The following is a 16,583-nucleotide window of genomic DNA, read 5'->3' as shown; positions in this document are numbered from 1 at the left end:
TGAGGCCCGGGCGAACGACAGATTAATATCTGCCTGACTCAACTCCACCATTCCCATGACAATCCCCCACCCCGCCCATGCTAGAACGACACCTTCCCCCGACCCGGAAGGTATCAATGTCCGCCAGTTCCCGCTTCACCCTGTTCTGCATCGCCTGCTTCCTGCTGTCCATTTCCTACGGTGCGACCTTCCTCCTGTCGCTGCTGGTGCACTCTTTCGGCGGTAACGAGCGCGACGCCGGCCAGGTGTTCGCCGTGGCCATGTGCACTACCCTGGTCGCAGTCCTGCTTTCCGGCCACCTGATGCAGCGCATCGGCGCTGCCCGTGGCGTGGCCTGGGCAGCGGTCTCACTGGTCCTGGCCTCGCTGGGCTTCGCCCTGGTGCCCGGCCTGGGCAATGCCCTGCTGGGCTGCGGCGTGCTGCTCGGCATTGGCTGGGGCATTTTCTACACCCTTGGCCCGATCATGGTCGCGGCCATGGTCGAGCCCGCGCGCCGCACCCACTGCTTCGCCCTGCTTTCCGGCAGCATGCTCAGCGGCATCGGCAGCGGACCGTTGCTGGGCAAGCTGGCCAGCCTCGGCGGCCTGCCGGTGCAAACCGCATTCTTCGGTGCCGCCGTGGCGGCGACCTTGAGCGCCATCTATTTCTGGCGCCTTGGTGCAGGCCTGGACGGACAGAAACCCGCCGAACGGGAGCAGATCAGCCTCGCCGCCACCGGCCGGGTACTGGGCTCACGCTCGGCATTCTCGATCCTGCTGGTCGGCCTCGGCGGCGCGATCTTCGGCGGCATGGGCAGCTTCCAGACCAGCTACGCGGCGAGCCTGGGGCTGGATTATTCGCTGTTCTTCATCGGCTTCATGGGCGCGGCGATCTGCTGTCGGCTGCTGATCGCCGGCTGGGTGGTCAAGCGCAATCCGTTCGCCAGCGCCTGGGTGCTGACCAGCCTGATGCTCCTGGCGGTACTGGGCTTTGGCGGCTGGGTACATGACAGCGTCGGCTATCTGTTGATGGCAGCACTGCTCGGCGTCGGCTATGGCCTGAACTACTCGGTGATCAACGGCCTCGCCGCCAATGAAGCGCCCCAGGGCCTGACGGCGCAGGCCTTGCTGCTGTTCAGCCTGTCGTATTTCATCGGAGTGTTCGGCTTCCCCTTCGTCGCCGGCAAGCTGATCAGCCATGGCGGGGTGCAGGGGATGCAGGTCAGCGTCGGGGTGATTGCCGGTGTGGTCTGGCTCGTGAGTGGTGGGCGCTGGGTGGCCTGGCGACTGGCTTGCAGAACCTGACCACTGCGCTCGCCGCGACGATCAGTCGAAATCACTCGCCGCATGCCGCTCCGGCAACTGCTCCGCCTCATCCCCCCAGGTCTTGTTCACCCGCTGCCCGCGCTTGACCGCCGGGCGCTCGGCAATCTCGTTGGCCCAGCGCAGCACATGGGTGTAGCTGGCAGCGTCGAGGAATTCGGCAGCGCCATACACCTTGTTGCGCAGCATTTCGCCGAACCAGGGCCAGCAGGCGATATCGGCGATGCTGTATTCGTCCCCGGCGACATAGCGGTTTTCCGCCAATTGCCGGTCCAGCACGTCGAGCAGGCGCTTGACCTCCATGGTGTAGCGGTTGATCGGGTACTCGAACTTTTCCGGCGCATAGGCATAGAAATGCCCGAAGCCGCCACCGACGAAACCGGCGCCGCTCATCTGCCAGAACAGCCAGTTCAGGCATTCGGCGCGCCTGGCCGGGTCCTTGGGGATGAAGGCGCCGAAGGAGTCGGCCAGGTACAGCAGGATCGAGCCGGACTCGAACAGGCGCACCGCCGGTTTCTGCCGGGTGTCCAGCAGCGCCGGGATTTTCGAGTTGGGATTGAGCTCGACGAAGCCGCTGCCGAACTGGTCGCCCTCGCCGATGCGGATCAGCCAGGCGTCGTACTCGGCATCCTTGAAGCCGGCCGCGAGCAACTCCTCGAGCAGGATGCCGACCTTGGCGCCGTTAGGTGTGGCCAGGGAATACAGCTGCAGCGGATGGCGGCCCTGGGGCAGTTCGCGCTCATGGGTCGCACCGGCGATCGGCCGGTTGATGTTGGCGAACTGGCCACCGCTGGCCTTGTCCCAGGTCCAGACCCTGGGCGGGGTATAGGGTTTGTCTGACACGGAAAAGCCCTCCTTGATCGGCTCGGAAACGAGTCTTTATCAGGGATTTCGGCAGCGCGAGGCAAGCCCGGGTTCAGTTTTTGGAAGGATTGCCCGGGACGGGTTTGCCCCTATGAGTGAATTTCCCTCGCTGAACACGGTCATCTACAGGCTCGCGCTGTTGCCGCGCGGGGTCATGGACCACTGCCACTCACGGAGGAGCCCCACGTGCTCGGCGCCCTGCTCGACAAAGTCTTCAACCGCCCCCTCGACGAACACGGCTTCGCCCGCAAGATGATCGAAGCCGCCCGCAGCGCAGGTTATCGAGAGCCGCTGGACTACCTGCCGGACGAGTTCCGGCTGCGCCACGGCGATGGCGCCTACTTCAACCTGCACAACGCCTTTCGCGATTATCGAAACGCCGAGCGCCCGAAACAGAGCGCGGTGCTCGAAGGCTACGTGGCGACCCTGCTACGTTCGCGGGACAAGGCCGCGCGCAGCCTCGACGAGGTGCGCCCGCTGCTGCGCCCGGTGATCCGCAACCTGGCCATGCTCGAAGAGGTGCGCCTGCACCATCTGCGCAGCGAAGCCGGCGGCGCCGGCTACGAGGTGATCCACCGCAGCCTCGGCAAGGACTGCGTGATCCTCCTGGCCATCGACCATCCGGAATCCACCTCGACCCTGACCAAGGGCCCGGAACCAGGCTGGGGCCTGAGCATGGACGATGCCTTGGGCATCGCCCGCGACAACCTCCGGGCGAGCACGCCCGAAGCGTTCGAGGAGATCGTCCCGGGCCTGTACATCGGCCGCTGGAACGATGGTTACGACGTCAGCCGCGCCTTGCTCCCGGATGTCCTGCAACGGGCGCCGATCAAGGGGCAGCCGGTGTTCATGATCCCCACCAACGACGTTCTGCTGGTGGCCGGCGACCATGACCCGGCGGCGTTGCGGCAGATGGTCGAGCTGAGCTTCAAGGCCCAGGAAAACGGCCGCCCGGTGTCCAGCCAGATCTTCACTTACCAGGACCAGCGCGTAGTGGCGTTCAAATCCAGTGACGACATGCTGCTCGCCCGCCTCGCCACCCTCGACCACCTGCTGCTGCAAGGCGCCTATCACGCGCAGAAGGAACTGCTCGACAAGCTCCACGAAGCGCGCAGCGAGGACCTGTTCGTCGCCAGCTACATGCTCTACGAACTGGCTGACAGCGGTGGTCGCACCTTCTCCATGTGCAGTTGGACGCAGACGGTAAACAGCCTGCTGCCGCGCACTGACCGGGTGGCCCTGGTGGAACTGGGGCCGGACGGGGTGAGCAATACGCGGCTGGTGGCATGGGCGGAGCTGGAGAGCAAGGCCGGTGGCTTGCTGGAGCAGGTCAGCCTGTATCCGCCGCGGTATCGGACCTTGGGGTTTCCCTTGCCGGAGCAGTTGGGGCAGATGGCGGTGCTTGGCTGAACAGGCTTCGTCGTCCTCCAGGCCTCATCGCTGGCAAGCCAGCTCCACACAGGGAGCTGGGCGAGCCACAGAATTGTGTTCGCCGCAGCACCGCCCTCCGGCATGCCAATGTCGCTTTCAGCAATGAACGCGGCAAACCCAGGCAACAGACACCTTCCGTAACGGCCTAGCTTCGGCACAGGGCTGCGCTGCGTGCCCGAGCGCAGTCCTTCAGTGCCATTGCATAACAAGTCCAATAACAAAAGGCCTTCAGGATGAATACACCCTCCACGTCGCGTGATCGTGCACAACTGGCGCAGGGTTTCAAACCGCGCCATGTCACCATGCTGTCCATCGCCGGGGTGATCGGCGCCGGACTGTTCGTCGGTTCCGGACATGCCATTGCCGCCGCCGGCCCCGCCGCCATTCTCGCCTACGTCATGGCCGGCTCCCTGGTGGTGCTGGTGATGCGCATGCTCGGGGAAATGGCGGTCGCCAGCCCCGATACCGGCTCCTTCTCCACCTACGCCGACCGCGCCATCGGGCGCTGGGCCGGGTTCAGCATCGGCTGGCTGTACTGGTGGTTCTGGGTGCTGGTGATCCCCATCGAAGCCATCGCCGCCGGCGTGGTACTCAATGCCTGGTTCCCGCAGGTCGATGCCTGGCTGTTCGCCCTCGGCCTGACCGTGGCCCTGACCACCACCAACCTGGCCAGCGTCGGCAAGTACGGCGAGTTCGAGTTCTGGTTCGCCATGCTCAAGATCATCGCCATCGTGGCCTTCATCGGCCTGGGCTTCTTCGCCCTGCTCGGCGGCCTGCCAGGTCGCGAGGTCAGCGGCCTGAACCAGCTCCTGCAGACCCAGGGCGGCTTCCTGCCCAACGGCTGGACCGCGATCATCGGCGCCCTGCTCACCACCATGTTCAGCTTCATGGGCACCGAAGCCGTGACCATCGCCGCCTCGGAGTCCAGCAACCCCGCCGGCAACATCGCCCGCGCCACCCGCTCGGTGATCTGGCGGATCAGCGTGTTCTACCTGCTGTCGATCTTCGTGATCATTTCCATCGTGCCGTGGAACGACCCGCTGCTGCCGGTCCAGGGCTCCTACCAGCGCGCCCTGGAAATCATGCAGATTCCCTACGCCAAGCTGCTGGTGGACGCGGTGGTGCTGGTGGCGGTCGCCAGTTGCCTGAACTCGTCAATCTACATCTCCTCGCGGATGGTCTTCTCCCTCGGCAAACGCGGCGACGCCCCGGCGCTGCTGCAACGCACTTCATCCCGCGGCGTACCGCGCGCAGCAGTGATCGCCAGCACCCTGATCGGCATGCTCGCCACGGTGGTCAACTATTTCGCCCCGGCCCACGTGTTCCAGTTCCTGCTGGCCACGTCCGGGTCGATCGCCCTGCTGGTGTACCTGGTGATCGCCTGCTCGCAACTGCGCATGCGCGGCATCCTGCGCCGTGAAGGCAAGGCGCTGGAGTTCCGCATGTGGCTGTTCCCCTGGCTGACCCTGGCGGTGATCGCCTTTATCGTGTTCGCCCTGGGGGTGATGTTCGTGATGCCGGCGCACCGCCTGGAAGTGACGGCGACGCTGGCGTTGGCGGGGGGCATTGCGTTGCTGGGGGTGATGCGTTCACGCCGGCAGGGGCTCGGTGCGCAGGCCTGCGGCCAGGCCTGACGATTCACGCCCCACAGCCCTGGGCCTGAGGCAACAGATGGATATCCACGCGCCGGTTGGCAGCACGCCCCGGCGCGTGGTCATTGCTGGCGACGGGCTGGCTGTCGGCGGCATGGCGAATGGCGAACGGTTCGGCACTCCGACAAGCCAGCGCAGTGCTCGAGCACTGTTCTGCGCATGACAACGCAGCCCGCAAAGAGTCCTCATCGCTTCCCGGGCGTCACTGCAACCCGATTACCTCACCCTCCCCGGTCCCGAGCTCATACACCACCAGCGCTTCGCTGACCGCATCGGCCCCGGCCACCAGTAGGCCCTCGGCGTTCCACACCCCCGACTGCCCGGCCGCGATAGAGTCATCCGCCCGCCCCACGCAGTTGGCCATCAGTACCGTCATGCCATGCTCCCGGGCAATCATCGGGTAATGCCCATAAGCGCTGTCCACCCCGCGCTGCGATTTGGCCACGCTGGTGAAATACACCTGTGCTCCGGCCTGCGCGGCATGTTGCGCATGCTCGGCTTGCAGCGACTCGAAGCAGATGGCCGGGGCCAGACGATAGTCGCCGCGGGTAAACAGGCTTTGCCCGGCCCCCGGCAGGAAGAACGGCAGCTCATCCGGATGCAGGCGCTGCTTGCAGTACAGGCTGCGCGGCAGCTCCGGCTGGAACACCAGCATGCCGATGCGGTTGCCACCGGCCTTGCGGATCGGCGCCCCCACGGCGATCAGCAGGCCGAAACGGTCGCTCAGCCACTGGAAGACATCCAGCCGCTCGTCCTCCGGCTGCATCGCCAGCACCTCGGCCAGGCGCGGTTCATAACCGGTCAGGGACAGTTCCGGAAAGACGATGGCATCGGCCCCCAGGCTGGCGGCGATCTCGATGATATCGACATGCTTGTCGAGGTTGTGCTCGACATCGCCAGGAACGCAGGCGATCTGTGCGGCGATCAGTTTCATTGCAGCTCCTTGTGAATCCGTCATTACTCCACGGCCTCGACCACACCCTGGTCCTCACCGAGGAAGCCACCGCTCTGGTGCTGCCAGAGCCGGGCGTAGGTGCCGTTTTTCGCCAGCAGTTCGGCGTGGGTGCCCTGCTCGATGATCTGACCGTTGTCCATGACGATCAACCGATCCATGGCCGCAATGGTAGACAGCCGGTGGGCGATGGCGATGACGGTCTTGCCCTGCATCATCTCGTCGAGGCTTTCCTGGATGGCGACCTCCACTTCCGAGTCTAGGGCGCTGGTGGCTTCGTCCAGCAGCAGGATCGGCGCGTTCTTCAGCATCACCCGGGCAATGGCGATGCGCTGGCGCTGGCCGCCGGAAAGCTTGATACCGCGCTCGCCGACCAGGGTGTCGTAGCCGCTATGACCCTGGCGGTCGCTCAACTGGCGGATGAAGTCGTCGGCCTGGGCGTTGATCGCAGCCGCCCGGACTTGCGCATCGCTAGCTTCCGGGCGGCCGTAGGCGATGTTGTCGCGGATCGAGCGATGCAGCAGCGAGGTGTCCTGGGTGACCATGCCAATGGCGCTGCGCAGGCTGTCCTGGGTGACTTTGGAAATGTCCTGGCCATCGATGCGGATCGTGCCGCTGTCGACATCGTAGAAGCGCAGCAGCAGGTTGATCAGGGTCGACTTGCCGGCGCCGGAGCGGCCCACCAGGCCGATCTTCTCGCCCGGACGGATGTTCAGGCTCAGGCCATCGAGGACCTGGCGCTCGCCGTTGTAGTTGAAGCACACGTTGTCGAAGCTCACCGCACCGCCGGAGGTCTTCAACTCGCCGGCGTCGTCGGCATCCACCACCTTGGGGCCCAGGGTCAGGGTCTGCATGCCGTCCTGCACGGTGCCGATGCTTTCGAACAGCGAGGTCATCTGCCACATGATCCAGTGCGACATGCCGTTGATGCGCAGGGCCATGGCGGTGATCGCCGCCACCGCGCCGGTACCGACATCGCCCTGGTGCCAGAGCCACAGGGAATAGCCGCCGGCACCGATGATCAGGCCGACCACCAGGGCCTGGTTGACGATCTCGAACAGGCTGACCAGGCGCATCTGGCGGAAGCCGGTTTCCTTGAAGTCCTCCATCGCCGCGCGGGCGAAATGCGCCTCGCGCTTGGAATGGGAGAACAGCTTGACCGTGGTGATATTGGTGTAGGCATCCGACACCCGCCCGGTCATGGACGAACGCGCATTGGCCTGCTCCTGGCCGACCTTGCCCAGGCGCGGCACGAAATACAGCATGGCCAGGCCGAACAGGACGATCCAGGCAATGAACGGCAGCATCAGCTTGAGGGCGAAGCCGCCGGCCAGGGCGATGATCGCGATGAAGTACACGCCGATGCCGGGAAGGATCTCGATCAGGGTGAACAGCACTTCGCGCACCGCCAGCGCGGTCTGCATCACCTTGGTAGTGACCCGCCCGGAGAACTCGTCGGAGAAGAACGACAGGCTCTGGCGCAGCATCAGGCGGTGGAAGTCCCAGCGCAGGCGCAGCGGCAGGTTGATCGCCAGTACCTGGTGCTGAACCATGGTGCGTAGCGCCACCAGGCCGATGCTGGTCACCAGCACGATGCCGATGCCCCACAGCACGCGGCTCTCCTGCTCGCCTGCCGTACCGCCGGCCTGCCAGGCGGACAGCAGATCGACGACCTCGCCGAGGAAGGAAAACAGCCAGGCTTCGTAGATCGAAACGGCGGCGCTCAACAGGGCGAAAAGCAGCACGTAACCCCGGGCGCCGCGGGTGCAGGCCCAGAGGAAACGCAGCAGGCCAACGGGAGGTGGCGGGAGTTCGTCAGGCGGGAATGGGTCGAGGCGGCGTTCGAAAACACGAAGCATGGAGCATCTCTACAAAGGTGGTGGTGGGGAGAGTCTGCCATCTGATGGAGGCTTTGCGGGGGTTTTTGGTTCCAGGAAACTCGGGAAGTTGAACGACATGCCAGAAACCTGGTGATTGCAAAGTCCTTGGCGAAGCGTACAATTGCGATCAATTCTTATCCGCGTTAGTGGGCTCAAGGAGTTCCCGGTGTCCAACGGCTCGCTGCCCCCCTCTTCCCTGCACGACGACATGCACGGCCTTTATCGCGACCACAACCAATGGCTGCTGGGCTGGCTGCTCCGACGCCTGGGCGACCGCGAGCAGGCGGCGGACCTGACCCAGGACACCTTCGTGCGCCTGATCAGCAGTGCGCTGACCCGCGTTCCACAAGAGCCACGCAGTTACCTGGCGACCGTGGCCAAGCGCCTGATGATCGACCAGTTGCGCCGTCGCCAATTGGAAAGGTCGTACCTGGAATACCTGGCCAACGAGCCTTTGATGCAGGAGTGCTCACCCGAACGCCGGATCATGGTCATGGAAACCCTGCTGCAGCTGGATGCGATGCTCGACGGCTTGGACACCAAGGTGCGCCAGGCCTTCTTCTACGTGCAGCTCGACGGCATGGCCTACGGCGAAGTCGCCGCGCGCCTCGGCGTGAGCGTCAGCTCGGTGACCAAGTACATGGCCAAGGCCACCGAGCGCTGCCTGTTCTTCGAGCTGGACTCGCAGGCATGACCCTGTCCGATCGCCACCTGGCCCTGCGCGCGGCGGCACAGTGGCATGCCCGGTTATGCGCCATGCCGCACTGCCAAACTACCCGCGAGCAATTGCAGGACTGGTTGCTGGCCGACCCGTTGCATCCCTGGGCCTGGCAGCGGGTGGAGCGTCTGCAGGCCGGCCTGCAAGGGATTTCCGGCGGCCTGGCCCGATACACCCTGAGTACCGATGCCAGCGCCAGCGGACGCCGCGCGCTGCTCAAGGGCATGCTCTTCGGGTTGGGCGCGGCCGGCCTGGCGTGGGGCGGTTACCAGCGCTCGCCGGTATGGCTCGCCGATCTGCGTACCGCTATTGGCGAACGCCGCAACCTGCTGCTGGCCGACGGCTCGCGCCTGTTCCTCAACACCGGCAGCGCAGTGGATATCCGCTACGACGCAGATCAGCGCCTGATCCTGCTGAGGGCCGGGGAAATCCTCGTGGAGACCGCCGCCGACCCGCGCCCGCTCAGCGTGCGCAGTCCTCACGGTGACATGCGCGCCCTGGGCACCCGCTTCGGCATCCGCCTGTTCGACGACCACACCCGCCTCAGCGTGCTGGAACATGCGGTGGCCGTCAGCAATGCCAGCGCCGGCACGCCACTGCGGGTGGATGCCGGCATGGGCCTGGACTTCGACACCGGCCCCCTGCCCGCGCCGCACGTCACGGACGTCAGCCAGGGCGCCTGGAGCCAGGGTCGCCTGGTGGTCGACGACTGGCGCCTGGACCGCACCCTTGCCGAGCTTGAACGTTACCGCCGCGGCTTCATCCGCTGCGACGAGTCGATCGCCGGCCTGCGGGTGTCCGGGGTCTATCCGCTCGACGATATCGACCGCACGCTGCAGGTCATCGCCCAGGCCCTCAAGCTCCAGATGCACACGCGTACCCGCTTCTGGACGCGGTTCACTGCAGCAGCGTGAAAAAAGTTCGCAGGTCCGTTGTCGGATTCCGCGAGTTGTCCGTGCTCTCCTGACAACCGCCTGAAACAGGCCTTCGAAGGAGCCGTCATGCCACGCTTTATCCGCCCCCTGATCACCCCTGGTCCGACCCTGCCCAGGTTGCTGCTGGGCGCCGCCGTCGCCCTGCAGGCCGGGATCATCCAGCCGCTGCTGGGCGACGCTGGCCAGGCCTACGCCGAACAGCCATCACGCACCTACAGCATCGCCCCGGGTGCCCTGGGCAGCGCCCTGAACCAGTTCGCCCGCGAAGCCGGCGTGGTGCTGTCGTTCGATGCCGCCTTGACCCATGGCCGCCAGACACCAGGCCTGCAGGGCAACTACAGCGTGGACCAGGGCTTCGCCGTGCTGCTGCGCGGCTCAGGACTGCAGGTGCTCAGGACGGGCGACAACTACCTGCTTGAAACCATCAGCAGCGAGGCCTCCGTCGTGCAACTGGGCGCCACCAGCATCGAAGCCCAACGCCTTGGCGATATCACCGAAGGTACTGGCTCCTACACCACCGGCGCGCAAAAGACTGCGACCAAACTGGCGATGTCACTGCGGGAAACCCCGCAAAGCGTCACGGTGATGACCCGCCAGCGCCTCGACGACCAGGCCCTGGCCGACCTCAACGACGTGGTGCAGAACACCCCGGGCATGGTCATCCGCCGTACCGGCCCGGAGCGCTCTACCTATTACGCCCGGGGCTTTGCCCTCGACAACCTCATGTACGACGGCCTGCCCACCAGCCTCGACAGTTCGCAGTTGTCCCAGGACCTGCTGTCCGCCGACATGGCCCTGTACGACCGGGTCGAAGTCGTGCGCGGCGCCACCGGCCTGATGCAGGGCGCGGGCAACCCGGCGGCAGCCATCAACCTGATTCGCAAGCGGCCCACTCCTGCCTTCCAGGCCAGCATCCAGGGCAGCGCCGGTACCTGGGACCGCTACCGCACCGATGTCGACCTGTCCGGTCCGCTGACCGACAACGGTACGGTGCGCGGCCGGCTGGTCAGTGCCTACCAGACCCAGGGCAGCTTCCGCGACGCGCTGGATAACGAGCGCAGCCTGTTCTACGGGATTCTCGAGGCAGACCTGAACGACAGCACCACCCTGACCCTGAGTGCCTCGCGCCAGCAGGACAACTACAACGGCAACGGCTGGACCGGCCTGCCCGTAGGCTTCGACGGCAGCGACCTGAAGCTGTCGCGCTCCACCTCGCTGAGCAATGACTGGGAATACTGGAACAAGACCAGCACGTCGGCCTATGCCGCCATCGAGCACGCCCTGGACAACGGTTGGAAACTCAATGTGTCGGCCACGCGGACCTGGGCCGACCTGGACATGCTGGGCACCTATATCCTGGGGCGCACTGCCACCCGAACCTACGACCAGTTCGTCGGCGCCGGCCACTACCGGGAAACCCAGAACAGCTTCGATGCCTATGCCAGCGGTCCCTTCCGCCTGCTGGACCGCGATCACGAACTGGTGCTCGGCGCCAGCCATCGCCGCGTGGTGTTCAATGGCGATGTGCCGACCAATGTCCTGCTGCATAGCAACATCGATCCCTACAACTGGGACGGCAACACCCGGAAGATCGACAGCCAAAGCAAGTACGCCTGGCAGAACACCAACGCCAAGCTCAACAGCGTCTATGCGACCACCCGCTGGAGCCTGGCCGAGCCGTTGAAACTGATCCTCGGCAGCCGCCTGGACTGGTACGAAAACAACACCAGCGCCCCCTACAAAGGCACCTCGACCGAACTCAAGGTCAACCGCCACGTGACCAAATATGCGGGCCTGGTCTATGACCTGGCCCCCCATCACTCGGTCTATGTCAGCTACACCGATATCTTCAAGCCGCAGAGCTACTTCGACACCTCGGGCTCGATCATCGCGCCCATCACCGGCAAGAACTACGAACTGGGTATCAAGGGCGAGTATTTCGACGGCGGCCTGAACGCCTCGGCGGCCATTTTCCAGCTGGACCAGGAAAACCGCGCCAAGACTATCACCGACCAGAGCCTGTGCCCGAGCTATCCCACCACCTCATGCTATGAGGCCGCAGGCAAAGTGCGCAGCCAGGGCATCGAGCTGGAACTCCAGGGGCAGCTCACCCCCGACTGGCAAATGGGCGCTGGCTACACCTTCACCGAGGCCAAGTACCGCAAGGATGCCAACAAGGCCAACGAGGGCCGTCTGTTCGACACCGACATCCCGCGCCACCTGTTCAAGCTGAGTACCACCTATAGGTTGCCGGGCATGCTCGATCAGTGGCGCGTCGGCAGTTCGCTCTACCACCAGAACCGTATCTACAACAAAGGCACGACCTACCTGGTGGAGCAGGATGGCTACACGCTGGTGGACCTCATGCTGGGCTTCAAGCCGACCGAGCATATCGATGCGCAGCTGAACCTGAACAACGCGTTCGACAAAAAGTACTATAACTCGCTGAGCTCCTCGGTCACGGTGCCGAGCAATGTGTACGGGGAGCCGCGGAACATGATGTTGTCGGTGAAGTATGACTTCTGAGGCCAAGCGCTAGCCTTCGTTCAGCCGGCCTTGAACCGCCAGCGTCCATAGTGGCTGAGTTGCACCACGGACAATGGCGGCACATCGATTCGGTGGAAGGTGTCCAGCGGACAGCCCAGCACATGGATCAGTGCCGCCCTGACCACCATCGGGTGGGTCACCACCTGCCAACTGCCCCCCCGCGCCATGCCCTCCACCCAGCGTGCCACACGCTGGCACACATGCTCGATCGACTCGCCGTCGTGAGGCGCGGCGCACGGGTCGCCGAGCCACTGCTGCAGCGCCTCCGGCTCCTGCGCCTCCAGGTGCTTGAGCAACATGCCCTGCCAGCGCCCGAAATCGCAGTCGCGTAGCTCGTCATCCACCTGCCCTCGCAAGCCCAGGGCCTCGGCGGTCTGCCGGGCACGCAGCTCCGGCGCGACCAGCACGTGGTCGGCCACAGGCAGCGATAGCCGCACCTGCGCCACGTCGCGGGGAGTTTCGTCAGCCCCCGGGAAACGCCCCACCCGCTGGGCCTCCGTCGGGGCGTGGCAGATCAGGCTCAGCGTGGTGCTTTTCATGGGAAACCCTTGTTTGAACGAACGCGCGTATCAGGCGTGTGCGGCAAGATTGCAGTATTCCCCCTTGAAGTACAGCAAGGGCTGCGCAACGTCGGTTTGTACCGGGCTCAACGCCTTGACTTCACCGATGACGATGAGGTGATCGCCAGCAACATGTTCGGCGTGGATCTCGCAATCGAGCCAGTGCAGGCTGCCGGCGATCAAGGGATTGCCCAGGGGCGAATCCTGCCATTCCACGCCCTGCCATTTGTCCATGCCACGCCGGGCGAACTGGTTCGAAATTCCCACCTGCGCGCCCGAGAGGATATTCACCGCGAAGCGCCCCGCCTGGCGAATTCTCGGATAGCTCCCCGAACCGGCCATCACGCTGAAGGACACTAGCGGCGGATTCACCGACACGCTGTAGAACGACTGGCAGGTGAAGCCGACCGGCTCGTCATCGATGAGTGAGGTGATTACCGTGATTCCGGAGGCGTAGTGCCCAAGCGCCTCACGGAAATGCAGCGGCTCGATGGCGGTACTGAAAAGTGACATGACAGGTCTCGACAGCCTGGATCAATACTGGTTGAGCAGTTCTTTGCGGACGATCTCCGCGCCCGCGCTCAAAGCGTTGAGCTTGCCCCGCGCCACCTGGCGCGGCAGCGGCGCCATGCCGCAGTTGGTGCACGGATAGAGCTTGTCGGCATCGACGAACTGCAGGGCCTTGCGCAGGGTGTTGGCAACCTCCTCCGGCGTTTCGATGGCGTGGTTGGCCACGTCGATGGCGCCGACCATCACCTTTTTGCCGCGGATCAGCTCGATCAGTTCCATCGGCACATGGGAGTTGTGGCACTCCAGCGAGACGATATCGATGCTGGACTTCTGCAGCCTGGGGAAGGCCTCTTCGTATTGGCGCCATTCCGAACCCAGGGTCTTCTTCCAGTCGGTGTTGGCCTTGATGCCGTAGCCGTAGCAGATATGCACGGCGGTCTCGCATTTCAGGCCTTCGATGGCCCGCTCCAGGGTGGCGACGCCCCATTCGTTCACTTCATCGAAGAACACGTTGAAGGCCGGTTCATCGAACTGGATGATATCGACGCCTGCCGCTTCCAGCTCGCGGGCCTCCTGGTTGAGGATCTTCGCGAACTCCCAGGCGAGTTTTTCGCGGCTCTTGTAATGGGCATCGTAGAGCGTGTCGATCATGGTCATCGGGCCAGGCAGCGCCCACTTGATCGGTTGCCCGGTCTGTTCGCGGAGAAACCTCGCATCCTCGACGAACACCGGTTTCTTCCGCGAAACCGCGCCCACCACGGTCGGCACGCTGGCGTCATAACGGTCACGGATGCGCACGGTTTCTCGTTTCTCGAAATCGACGCCTTCGAGGTGCTCGATAAAGGTCGTGACGAAGTGCTGGCGGGTCTGCTCGCCGTCGCTGACGATATCGATGCCCGCGTGTAGCTGTTCCTGCAACGCCAGGCGCAGGGCGTCCTGCTTGCCCTGGAGCAGTTCCTCGCCTTCGAGTTTCCAGGGAGACCAAAGGGTTTCGGGCTGGGCCAGCCAGGAAGGTTTTGGCAGGCTGCCGGCAGTGGAAGTTGGAAGCAGTTTTTTCATGAACAGATGACCTTGTCGTTTCGATTATTCAGAAGGCGTGGCTGGCGGACCATTGCTGAAGAACAGCCTGGTAAGGCTTGATGAACTGCTCTTCGGCGAACTTGCCCTGCTCGATGGCCAGGCGGGTGCGCTCTTCCCGGTCGTAGACGATCCGGGTCAATGAATAATCCTCGTGCTTCAGGCTCGGCTGGTAGGACTTACCGGCCGCGGAATTGGCGTTGTAGATTTCCGGACGATAGATCTTCTGGAAGGTGTCCATGGTGGCGATGGTGCTGATCAGCTCAAGATTGGTGTAGTCGCCAAGCAGATCGCCGGAGAAGTAGAACGCCAGCGGCGCAACACTGTTCGGCGGCATGAAGTAGCGCACCTTCAGGCCCATCTTGCGGAAGTAGTCGTCGGTCAGGGAGTACTCGTCCTGCTGGTACTCGAAGCCCAGCACCGGGTGCTGGTTTTCGGTACGGTGGTAGGTCTTGCTGCTCGATACGCTCAGGCAGATGACCGGCTGCTTGGCGAAATGCGCACTGTAGGCGCTGGAGTTCACGAAGCACTTGAACAGCTTGCCGTGCAGGTCGCCGAAGTCCTCCGGGGTACTGAACCCGGCCTGCCCCTTGTTGTGCCCCAGCAGCAACACGCTGAAGTCGTAATCACGGACATAGGACGAGAAGTTGTTGCCGACGATGCCTTCGCTACGCTCGCCGGTCTTCCGGTCGATGATGTTGGTCTTGAGGATTTCGATCAGTGGCAGCGCTTCAATACGGCGGTTGCCGTCGATATTCATCGCGACGGAGATGATCTCGAGCTCGACCGCGTAGCGATCGCCTTGCGGGTTGTCCCAGTGCGCCAGGGCATTGAAGCGGTTGTCGATCATGCGCAGGGTGTTACGCAGGTTCTCCCGGCGGCGGGTGCCACGGGCCAGATTGGCAAAGTTGGTGGTAATGCGGGTATTGTCGGCGGGCTGATAGTTCTCGTCGAAATCAATACTCTTGATGGTGAAGCTGAATTCGTTGTTCATCGCGGTCCTGCGCCCTGTAGCTGTCTCGATAGGGCGCATTCTAGGGCGCAAGGATCATGAGCAAAATTGAATTGATTTCAGCGAAGCATTAGCCGGACTCATGATAAGGAATCGTCGCCCCCATGCCTGTACTCCACCTCTTATGCGGCAAGATCGCTTCGGGAAAGTCCACCCTCTCCAGGTCGCTGGCAGCCAGGCACGCCGCCATCGTGCTCAGTGAAGATCACTGGCTGGCCCGGCTGTATCCCGGGCAGATCAGTTCAGTGGCCGATTACGTGCGCCATGCCCGGCAGATTCGCGAAGTACTGGGGCCGCTGGTGATCGATATCCTCAAGGCCGGCGCTCATGTGGTGCTGGATTTTCCGGCGAACACACTGGCAGACCGCAAATGGCTGAGCCATCTCGCCGATGTGGCGGGGGCTCAGCATTGTGTGCATTACCTGGAGGTCGAGGATGCGGTTTGCCGTGAGCGGCTGCGGGCGAGAAATGCCTTGGGTGAGCATGATTTCGCGGCCAGCGATGCGGAGTTCGACTTGATTACCAGCTATTTCCGGGCGCCGGAAGCGGCGGAGGGGCTGGAGGTACAGGTACATCGGGGTTAGCAGGAACGACGCGGACCTTGTAGGAGCTGGCTTGCCAGCGATTTGGCCGGCACTGGCAAAGAGGATGTCAGGACGGGCCTCATCGCTGCATGAGTATCTACACAGCTCTGTTTCTGGCACGACGCCGTCGGGGTGGGAGCGGATTCATCCGCGATTGGGCGCGAAGCGGCCATAAAACCTGACTCCCAGGTGTGTCAGGCAAACCTGGGACTTAGGTTTTACGACGGCTCCGCCGCCGATCGCGGATGAATCCGCTCCCACACCGACCGCGTCGTTTCAGCCGTACCCCCGGCAACCCGTTGGCCGGCGCAGTACCGGTGGCATCATGGAACCGCCGCAGGGTCGCCATGTGACCTCAGTTCTCGGAGCGCAGCGTAACGGCAAAGTTACGCGGCTCGCCGTAGTAATTGCCCAGGATAAAGGTCGCCACCCATGTGCCAGTCGCTCAGCTCGCCGGGCAGGCGGTAGCTGGTCGCCAGCTTGAACAGGCGCCGGGGATCGGTTTCAGTCATCTCATGGACCATGAGTTTCAAACTCCCGGATTCTCGCTCGCTACAACC

The 16,583-nt window shown here is 63.9% G+C and carries 14 protein-coding genes and 1 pseudogene; 7 read left to right on the top strand and 8 right to left on the bottom strand.

The features are described 5' to 3' along the window. Positions 1–116: 116 nt before the first annotated feature. Positions 117–1,283, top strand: a complete 1,167-nt coding sequence (locus PSEMO_RS24730) for an MFS transporter (protein ID WP_075805561.1) — start codon at positions 117–119, stop codon at positions 1,281–1,283. Positions 1,284–1,304: 21 nt separating this feature from the next. On the opposite strand, the gene yghU is transcribed toward PSEMO_RS24730, so the two are convergent. Beyond that, complete coding sequence (gene yghU, locus PSEMO_RS24725; RefSeq protein ID WP_075805560.1) at positions 1,305–2,144, bottom strand: glutathione-dependent disulfide-bond oxidoreductase; 840 nt, start codon at positions 2,142–2,144, stop codon at positions 1,305–1,307. A 207-nt stretch (positions 2,145–2,351) separates the two neighbouring features. Between yghU and PSEMO_RS24720 the strand changes: the two genes are divergently transcribed. Further along, positions 2,352–3,575: a DUF1444 family protein gene (locus tag PSEMO_RS24720; RefSeq protein WP_075805559.1), complete on the top strand. Its 1,224-nt coding sequence runs from the start codon at positions 2,352–2,354 to the stop codon at positions 3,573–3,575. Between the two features lie 254 nt (positions 3,576–3,829). Next, positions 3,830–5,230, top strand: a complete 1,401-nt coding sequence (gabP, locus tag PSEMO_RS24715; RefSeq protein WP_075805558.1) for a GABA permease — start codon at positions 3,830–3,832, stop codon at positions 5,228–5,230. 220 nt (positions 5,231–5,450) lie between these two features. Here gabP and PSEMO_RS24710 read toward each other — a convergent pair whose 3' ends face one another. After that, complete coding sequence (locus PSEMO_RS24710; protein ID WP_075805557.1) at positions 5,451–6,182, bottom strand: carbon-nitrogen hydrolase family protein; 732 nt, start codon at positions 6,180–6,182, stop codon at positions 5,451–5,453. Between the two features lie 23 nt (positions 6,183–6,205). After that, positions 6,206–8,059 carry an ABC transporter ATP-binding protein gene (locus PSEMO_RS24705; protein WP_075805556.1) on the bottom strand — a complete coding sequence of 618 codons (1,854 nt, stop codon included), beginning with the start codon at positions 8,057–8,059 and terminating at the stop codon, positions 6,206–6,208. A gap of 229 nt (positions 8,060–8,288) precedes the next feature. On the opposite strand from PSEMO_RS24705, the gene PSEMO_RS24700 reads away from it, so the two are divergent. The 3 genes from PSEMO_RS24700 (at position 8,289) to PSEMO_RS24690 (ending at position 12,259) form a co-directional block, all read left to right on the top strand. Then, positions 8,289–8,774, top strand: a complete 486-nt coding sequence (locus PSEMO_RS24700; protein ID WP_075805622.1) for a sigma-70 family RNA polymerase sigma factor — start codon at positions 8,289–8,291, stop codon at positions 8,772–8,774. Next, complete coding sequence (locus PSEMO_RS24695; protein WP_075805555.1) at positions 8,771–9,712, top strand: FecR domain-containing protein; 942 nt, start codon at positions 8,771–8,773, stop codon at positions 9,710–9,712. The genes PSEMO_RS24700 and PSEMO_RS24695 overlap by 4 nt, the downstream gene beginning before the upstream one ends. Positions 9,713–9,799: 87 nt before the next feature. Then, positions 9,800–12,259 carry a TonB-dependent siderophore receptor gene (locus PSEMO_RS24690; protein ID WP_075805554.1) on the top strand — a complete coding sequence of 820 codons (2,460 nt, stop codon included), beginning with the start codon at positions 9,800–9,802 and terminating at the stop codon, positions 12,257–12,259. Between the two features lie 20 nt (positions 12,260–12,279). Here PSEMO_RS24690 and PSEMO_RS24685 read toward each other — a convergent pair whose 3' ends face one another. Genes PSEMO_RS24685 through PSEMO_RS24670 form a run of 4 tightly spaced genes read right to left on the bottom strand, consistent with a single transcriptional unit; the run spans position 12,280 to position 15,421 of the window. Beyond that, entirely contained in the window at positions 12,280–12,819 is a 540-nt protein-coding gene (locus PSEMO_RS24685) for a histidine phosphatase family protein (RefSeq protein WP_075805553.1), read from the bottom strand. Between the two features lie 30 nt (positions 12,820–12,849). Beyond that, the gene (locus tag PSEMO_RS24680) at positions 12,850–13,353 is read right to left on the bottom strand and encodes a flavin reductase family protein (protein ID WP_075805552.1); all 504 of its coding nucleotides are present in this window, start codon (positions 13,351–13,353) and stop codon (positions 12,850–12,852) included. A gap of 21 nt (positions 13,354–13,374) precedes the next feature. Further along, a complete protein-coding gene (locus PSEMO_RS24675) occupies positions 13,375–14,409 on the bottom strand; it encodes a methionine synthase (RefSeq protein ID WP_075805551.1) in 1,035 nt (344 codons plus the stop codon). Between the two features lie 28 nt (positions 14,410–14,437). Further along, positions 14,438–15,421 carry a DUF1852 domain-containing protein gene (locus PSEMO_RS24670; RefSeq protein ID WP_075805550.1) on the bottom strand — a complete coding sequence of 328 codons (984 nt, stop codon included), beginning with the start codon at positions 15,419–15,421 and terminating at the stop codon, positions 14,438–14,440. A gap of 122 nt (positions 15,422–15,543) precedes the next feature. Here PSEMO_RS24670 and PSEMO_RS24665 point away from each other — a divergent pair, with 122 nt between their 5' ends. Continuing rightward, a complete protein-coding gene (locus PSEMO_RS24665) occupies positions 15,544–16,023 on the top strand; it encodes an AAA family ATPase (RefSeq protein ID WP_075805549.1) in 480 nt (159 codons plus the stop codon). 419 nt (positions 16,024–16,442) lie between these two features. Here the strand turns inward: PSEMO_RS24665 and PSEMO_RS34495 are convergent. Next, positions 16,443–16,520, bottom strand: a pseudogene (locus tag PSEMO_RS34495) (hypothetical protein); the annotation flags it as partial. Positions 16,521–16,583: the final 63 nt, after the last annotated feature.

The sequence above is a fragment of the Pseudomonas putida genome (assembly GCF_001941965.1).
Classification (GTDB): domain Bacteria; phylum Pseudomonadota; class Gammaproteobacteria; order Pseudomonadales; family Pseudomonadaceae; genus Aquipseudomonas; species Aquipseudomonas putida_L.
Note: the sequence above shows the minus strand (reverse complement) of the source record. Positions and strands in the feature narration are given on the sequence as shown.

Bases quoted from the DNA above. Each gene is read 5' to 3' on its own strand.
- PSEMO_RS24730 (WP_075805561.1), top strand. From the start codon at position 117: ATGTCCGCCAGTTCCCGCTTCACCCTGTTCTGCATCGCCTGCTTCCTG.
- PSEMO_RS24670 (WP_075805550.1), bottom strand. From the start codon at position 15,421: ATGAACAACGAATTCAGCTTCACCATCAAGAGTATTGATTTCGACGAG.
- PSEMO_RS24695 (WP_075805555.1), top strand. From the start codon at position 8,771: ATGACCCTGTCCGATCGCCACCTGGCCCTGCGCGCGGCGGCACAGTGG.
- PSEMO_RS24705 (WP_075805556.1), bottom strand. From the start codon at position 8,059: ATGCTTCGTGTTTTCGAACGCCGCCTCGACCCATTCCCGCCTGACGAA.
- PSEMO_RS24710 (WP_075805557.1), bottom strand. From the start codon at position 6,182: ATGAAACTGATCGCCGCACAGATCGCCTGCGTTCCTGGCGATGTCGAG.
- PSEMO_RS24665 (WP_075805549.1), top strand. From the start codon at position 15,544: ATGCCTGTACTCCACCTCTTATGCGGCAAGATCGCTTCGGGAAAGTCC.
- PSEMO_RS24690 (WP_075805554.1), top strand. From the start codon at position 9,800: ATGCCACGCTTTATCCGCCCCCTGATCACCCCTGGTCCGACCCTGCCC.
- PSEMO_RS24700 (WP_075805622.1), top strand. From the start codon at position 8,289: ATGCACGGCCTTTATCGCGACCACAACCAATGGCTGCTGGGCTGGCTG.
- PSEMO_RS24675 (WP_075805551.1), bottom strand. From the start codon at position 14,409: ATGAAAAAACTGCTTCCAACTTCCACTGCCGGCAGCCTGCCAAAACCT.
- gabP (WP_075805558.1), top strand. From the start codon at position 3,830: ATGAATACACCCTCCACGTCGCGTGATCGTGCACAACTGGCGCAGGGT.
- PSEMO_RS24680 (WP_075805552.1), bottom strand. From the start codon at position 13,353: ATGTCACTTTTCAGTACCGCCATCGAGCCGCTGCATTTCCGTGAGGCG.
- PSEMO_RS24685 (WP_075805553.1), bottom strand. From the start codon at position 12,819: ATGAAAAGCACCACGCTGAGCCTGATCTGCCACGCCCCGACGGAGGCC.